This window comes from Thermostichus vulcanus str. 'Rupite', assembly GCF_022848905.1.
In the GTDB taxonomy this organism is placed as follows: Bacteria; Cyanobacteriota; Cyanobacteriia; order Thermostichales; family Thermostichaceae; genus Thermostichus; species Thermostichus vulcanus_A.
Genome location: NZ_JAFIRA010000083.1, coordinates 1 through 5833, shown reverse-complemented (window position 1 = coordinate 5833; position 5833 = coordinate 1). Strand labels below are relative to the sequence as shown.

Genomic DNA, 5833 nt, shown 5'->3' with positions numbered 1-5833 from the left:
GAACTGCTCCCACACGTTGCTCGCAGAGCGACGTTGGATAACAGTAGTCATGATTGGGTACGAACTTCCCGTAGGGAAGCGCGAAGATTTACACCCTAAGATTAAGTGATCCGTTAAGTTTCGTCAACTATTCCCGTCCTCCCTGAGAAGGGATCCGGCACTGGTGACGGGCAAACGGCGGTTGGAGGCGGGGGAAAACAGATCCTGCAAAGCTTGGTTGAGGGTGGATCCCATCACAACTCGGTCTTCATAGGCAGCAATCACCCGTGTCAGTTGAGGTAAGCGACCCTGCTCAGCCTCAAGGTAGAGCGGCTGCACGTAAAGCAGTGAGTTCTCGATTGGGATCACCAGAAGCGTGCCTAGGTTCACCCGGGATCCATGTTGGTTCCAGAGGGCAATTTGCTCGGAAATACTGGGCTCCTGATTGACACGGGCTTCCACTTGTTCGGGGCCGTAAATGAGTCGCTGCTTGGAAAACTCATAAACCAAGAGCTTCCCGTAGTGTTCGCCATCGCAGCGGGCTGCCATCCAACCCACCATGTTTTGTTTGTTGATCGGGGTGAAGGGAGAGAGCAAAACAAATTCCGGGGTGTTACCTGCCGCCTCTTGCTGTCCATTCGGCAAGGTCAGGATCAGGTACTGAGGCTGCATCGGGGTACGCCGACGATTGCGGAATTGATTGGGGATCTGCCATTGATCCTCGCGGTTGTAAAAAATGCGGGGATCCGTCATGTGGTAGGTGGCAAACTGCTGCGCCTGCACCCGGAAAAGATCTTGGGGGTAGCGAATGTGTTGCCGCAGTGCCTCGGGCATGTCCTCCAGCGGGTGAAACAGGCTGGGATAGATGCGGTTGTAGGCTTGAATGATGGGATCTTTGGGCTCGGCAATGTAAAGATCAAGGTTGCCATTGTAGGCATCCATCACCCCCTTTACAGAGTTGCGAATGTAGTTGAAGGAAGAAGAGGTTGCATGCTCTGAGTAGGGATAACGGCTGCTAGTAGTGTAGGCATCAAGAAACCAGTAGAGCTTGCCATCCACAATCACCAAATAGGGATCCTGGTCATAGTGCAAAAAAGGCATCAGCTGACGGATGCGCTCTCGAATTTGGCGCCGGTATAGGAAGCGACTGTTTTCTGAGAGTTCTTGGCTGATCAGAATGCGCAAATCCCCAAAGTGCCAAGCGAAGAGGAAGCGTTGCCAGAGATGGGGAATCGGTACTCCGCCCGTGCCCCGGTAGTTGCCGTACACGTAGCGGTCTGCGGCTGGATAGTCCAACTCCCTGGCTTCAGTCCCGACAAACACATCGGTCGTGGTCAGCTCACCGTAGTAGAGGGCCGGTTGATCCACCTGCAGCACAGCAGCCACCTCGGGATAGCGCGGAGAAACACGGGGTGGAATATCCGACAAGAAAAAGTCCGGTAATCCTTCCGGTGTGACCACATTCACCGGGCTGAGGGTGAGGCCATAGCCGTGGGTGTAGAAAAAACGCTCGTTGATCCAGGTTTGGGCGGGCGGGGGCACCTGGGTAAAGTCCAGCTCACGGGCGGCGTGCATTACCTGGCGCAGTTCCCCCCCAATGCGGTAGCGATCCACATTCACGTAGGGGAATTGGTAATAGGGTCGAATCTCCTGCAACTGGCGGTAGGTGGCCAACAGGGGATCCGCATCCCACAGACGCACATTGGTCAGGGTGGGTTGATTTTGCTGCAAGGTTTCGAGGGTGAGGGATCCCTCCTCTGGGAAGGGTTGTACCTGGATATCGCTCAGGCCGAAGCCTGCCCGCGTCATGCGAATGGTGTGCTCGATGTAGGGGCGTTCCAGCTCCAGCTCGTTGGGGGAAACCAGCAACGTCTGTACAATTTGGGGGTACAAGCCGGTGGTCAGGACTCCAAACCCCAAGTAGGCCCCCCAGAGAAGGGCAGGAGCCAACACCGAACTTACCCAGGGGCCACACAGTTGCTTGGGAAGTGGCAGGGTCAAGCGCGTGCCCTGCCGGGCCAGGACAAAGAAGCCGATGGCCGTCAGGATTGCCACCCCACTCATGAGGGTGATGGCGGGCAGCGTCGCGTGCACATCCGTAAAGCTGGCCCCAAACACGACACCGCGGCTGGAATAGAGCAGTTCATAGCGATCCAGCCAATGCCCCCAAGCCCGAATCAAAAATAGGGATCCCCCAAAAATCAGTAAATGTCGCTGGGCAAAGAGGGAAAGGGCCATGGTGAGCCGCTGTTCGGAAAGGCCCAGTTCCACCAGATAAATGATCACCGTGGTGATCAGGGTGAGGAGCACCAAGTTAAAACACCACTGTTGCAGCGTCTCCCAGAAGGGCAAGCTGAAGAGATAAAAGCTGAGATCTCGGCCAAAAATTGGATCGGCCTCTCCGACCGCTCCCTGGTTAAGCCAGAGCAGCAGCGTGAACCAATGCTGGGAAAGCAACCCAGCAAAAAAGCCACTCAAGCCTAAGGCAATGACCCAAGCCCAGGTCACGGTCGCCCCTCGCCAACAGGAGCGAATGTTGGATCCCACCACTGCCAGGGCAAAGCCAAAAGCTCCCAGGCCCAGCCCCCATCGGGCCACCACCCGCGTCCACAGCACTGTCAGGGCATCCAGTTCGGCAAACCAAGCCAGATCCACGTAAAAAGCTGCCAAGCCTGTGAGCGCTAGGATCCCCAGCCCAATCCAGAGCAGCAGAATCAATCCTCGCCGCAAGGTCTGCATTTGCCCCATCACAGTTGGCTTAAGGCTGCTCCTAATCTTAGCGGCACAGTCGGTAGGACAGGATCCCGGAATGAACCGGTCGGGGATCCCTTCCGGGTGGTGAGCCTGCTAGGCTCCTGGAGGAGTGATCCCGTGGGCCCGCAGGAGTTGCAGGAGTTGTTCAGCCCGTTGCTGTTCAGCCGCAGCTCGTTGGCTTTCTAGGGCAGCCCGCTCTTCGCCCGTCAGCAATACCTGCCCTTCCCGGTCACACCAGCGCAACCACTCGGTATTCACGCCCTCGAAGGATCCCTGCCAGAGGGTTAACCCCAGGCCGATATCCTCCAACCAAGTGGAGTCGAAGGGGACAAACTCACCCCCCTGTCGCCGGAAAAGGGCCAAGCTAGAGCCCTGCAATTCTTTCAGTTGGTGCAAGGGATCGTAAACTACGTAGTAGCTCAGACCAGCACGGGCATAGTCTCGCAGTTTGCGGCCCAATTCTTGCCCTTTCTTGTTGGAAACAATCTCGATGGCGACATCCGGGGGCTTGCCCATTTCCCAGACAAAGTAGGTGCGATCCTCCTTGCGCTCAAAACTGGCGGGGGGAGAAACCTCCAGGCTCACCATCACATCCGGTACCAAAGGAGGAGACTTGAGAGCATAAAAGAGTCCCACATTGGCTGTAGCCAAAAATGGAATACCCGGCTGGAACGAGGCATAGAGACAGCTCACCAGGAGGCGTTGTAGTTTTTCCGAGTAGAGGCTGTCCACAGGTTGATCATCCTCGATCACCAGGTCGCTGATATCGGGCGGATCCGGTTGGAGAAAGGTGTCCTCCTCCGGCACTGAGCTTTGCAGGGGCTTTGGGGGTGTAGAAACCACGGGATCCCTCTTGACTGACAATCAACCTGTGCATTCCTAGCGGTTCTGAGACTAGCCTACCGGCTGAGAAGTCTTCCGGGTTGGGGCCTGGGTTTGGGTCTAGCCTATCCCCTGTTGCACCGCCTGTACCAATCCCGCCGGCCCACCCTCCACCCGAACGACAGGGATCCCCACTTGGGCTTGCAATTCCTGCCAGGTGAGATCATCCAAAAAGCGCTCCCCATCCTTGAGGGTGACCTGGGGCAGCAGCAGCACATCATAGTCTGCCAAGTTGGGGACAGAGTGCAGGGCACGCAATACATCTTGCCCCGTCAGTAGCCCGGTCACTGTTAGGGTTTGTCCCCAAAACTGACTGGCAATGGGCAGCAGGGTGATCTGCAAATTGGGGATCCGGTTCATGCGCTGCACAATGGGCTGAAAGGCCTGCCCCACCGCATTCCCCACCAGCCACAGACCCTTCAGGGGGGCTGTCAACCCAGTGGGTAAACTCACCTGCTCAAACTGGCTCAAAAACAAGCGCAGGGATCCCACCCCATTACCCAGTTGCGGGTAATCTTCGTAGTGCTCCGCAGGGGGTAGCTCCCAGCCGGCCAGCAAATACCACTCATCCGCCAACCAAGCAAAGGTGGATCCCAGTTCTTGTCGAAACTGAGCCTGCAACCCCTCCACTTGCCGAATCACTTCCTGGGCCTTGGCTGCATCCACCGGCACGATCTCATCCTCGGGCGGGCGAAAGCGGGTTAAGCCCACGGGGACGACGGCTGTGGAAAGCACTGTCGGGATCCCGTCCTGAGATCGGTGAAAGGTGGCCAAATCCAAGAGGGTACGGGTGAGGTGGTCGGCATCATTCCAACCCGGGCAGACCACCACCTGAGCATGCAGCTGGAGACGGTGCTCTTGAAACCAGGCCAACTGGTCTAGGATCAACCCCGCCCGTGGGTTTTTCAGCAATCGGCTGCGCAGCTCTGGCTCGGTGGCATGTACCGAGACGTAGAGGGGCGACAGACGCAGACGGGCGATGCGCTCCCATTCAGCGGCGGGCAGATTGGTCAGGGTAAGGTAGCTACCGTAGAGAAAGCTCAGGCGGTAGTCATCGTCCTTGAGGTGCAGGGTAGCCCGCATTTCCGGGGGCTGTTGATCGATAAAGCAGAAGGGACAGGCGTTGGTGCACTGGATCAGACTATCGAAGAGGGCCGTTTCAAACTCCAAGCCCAGATCCTCATCCAGTTCCTTTTCCAGTGTCACTCGGTACAGGTTTCCGTCTGCCTGCAAAATCTCCAACTCCAGTTCTTCTTCCGTAATCAAAAAGCGGTAATCAATCAAATCTCGCGGCTGTTCTCCGTTGATGCGGACTAGGGCATCTCCCGGTTGGATCCCCACCGTTTCGGCCAGGGATCCCGGCAAAACAGCACGGATACGAGCAGGTTTGAGGCTGGCGCGAGACATGGCGGGGTAGAAGAAAAGCTCCGGTTCAAGAGAGGCATCGGGTATAGAACACCGGCGGGACTTATCCCAAACAGAAGAGAATCGCAGCTTCTAGCTCCGCTTGGCTTAAATCCGTTACAACGAAAACCTCCTGAACACTGTTCCCTTTGCGGGCAACCAGCTTGTATCCACCCCGAATTGGTACTGATACTCGCAACTGCAACTGCGGGATCCGCCCCCGACTCCGGGACAAGGCCCCTGGAGTAACGGTTTTAATACCCGTCTGCTGGGTCAACCGTTCCAAAACAGGAATCAACCCTGAAATATGGGTGGAGTGGTTCCAAACCAGGCGACCGGAAGGTTCAGACATCGTGACAACTCCCACCGCTAAGCTGCGCTGTAGCGGGGTCTTCTCAAATTCACAAATGAGAGTTGCTGCTTCACAGGACTCGTGTCCGAGTATCCTCCACAGCCAGCAAACGCCTGTCCCAGCGTCCGTTGTGCCCGATGCAAAAGGTTCTGTGCTGCATTCCAGTCTCGATCCATCTCCAACCCACAATGAGGGCAGCGGTGTACCCGCTCTGTCAGCGTCTTCTGCACTTGTTCACCACATCCCGAACATGCCTGGCTGGTACCGTTGGGATTCTCTGCCATCGCTATCTTGCCGCGTTTGACCGCCACTGCTTCGAGGATACGCAGAAATGCACCCCACGCCACATCCAGAATCGACTGAGCTAGTCGGGTTCTAGCCAGTCCTTTGATGTTCAGGTTCTCAAACACAATCAGGTCATAGGCACTGCAAAGCCAATGGGCCACCTGATAGTGAAACTCT

At 56.6% G+C, this 5833-nt stretch carries 5 protein-coding genes; all 5 read right to left on the bottom strand.

Annotated features, from left to right (window positions below):
- Window positions 1–123: 123 nt before the first annotated feature.
- On the bottom strand, window positions 124–2718 hold the full coding sequence (locus JX360_RS16940) for a UPF0182 family membrane protein (protein WP_244353317.1): 2595 nt from the start codon (window positions 2716–2718) through the stop codon (window positions 124–126).
- 108 nt (window positions 2719–2826) lie between these two features.
- Window positions 2827–3576, bottom strand: coding sequence for a Uma2 family endonuclease (locus tag JX360_RS16935; protein ID WP_244353315.1), 750 nt, complete (start codon window positions 3574–3576; stop codon window positions 2827–2829).
- A gap of 99 nt (window positions 3577–3675) precedes the next feature.
- Entirely contained in the window at window positions 3676–5022 is a 1347-nt protein-coding gene (locus JX360_RS16930) for a TIGR03279 family radical SAM protein (protein ID WP_244353313.1), read from the bottom strand.
- A gap of 61 nt (window positions 5023–5083) precedes the next feature.
- Window positions 5084–5371 (bottom strand): DUF2103 domain-containing protein, encoded by a 288-nt coding sequence (locus JX360_RS16925; RefSeq protein ID WP_244353311.1) that lies wholly within the window; start codon window positions 5369–5371, stop codon window positions 5084–5086.
- A gap of 17 nt (window positions 5372–5388) precedes the next feature.
- Window positions 5389–5833, bottom strand: a 445-nt coding sequence (locus JX360_RS16920; RefSeq protein ID WP_244353309.1) for an RNA-guided endonuclease InsQ/TnpB family protein, incomplete at its 5' end; no start/stop codon positions are given.

What these genes read in the sequence shown, in the direction of transcription:
- JX360_RS16940 (WP_244353317.1), bottom strand. Translation starts at nt 2,718, where the DNA reads ATGCAGACCTTGCGGCGAGGATTGATTCTGCTGCTCTGGATTGGGCTG.
- JX360_RS16930 (WP_244353313.1), bottom strand. Translation starts at nt 5,022, where the DNA reads ATGTCTCGCGCCAGCCTCAAACCTGCTCGTATCCGTGCTGTTTTGCCG.
- JX360_RS16925 (WP_244353311.1), bottom strand. Translation starts at nt 5,371, where the DNA reads ATGTCTGAACCTTCCGGTCGCCTGGTTTGGAACCACTCCACCCATATT.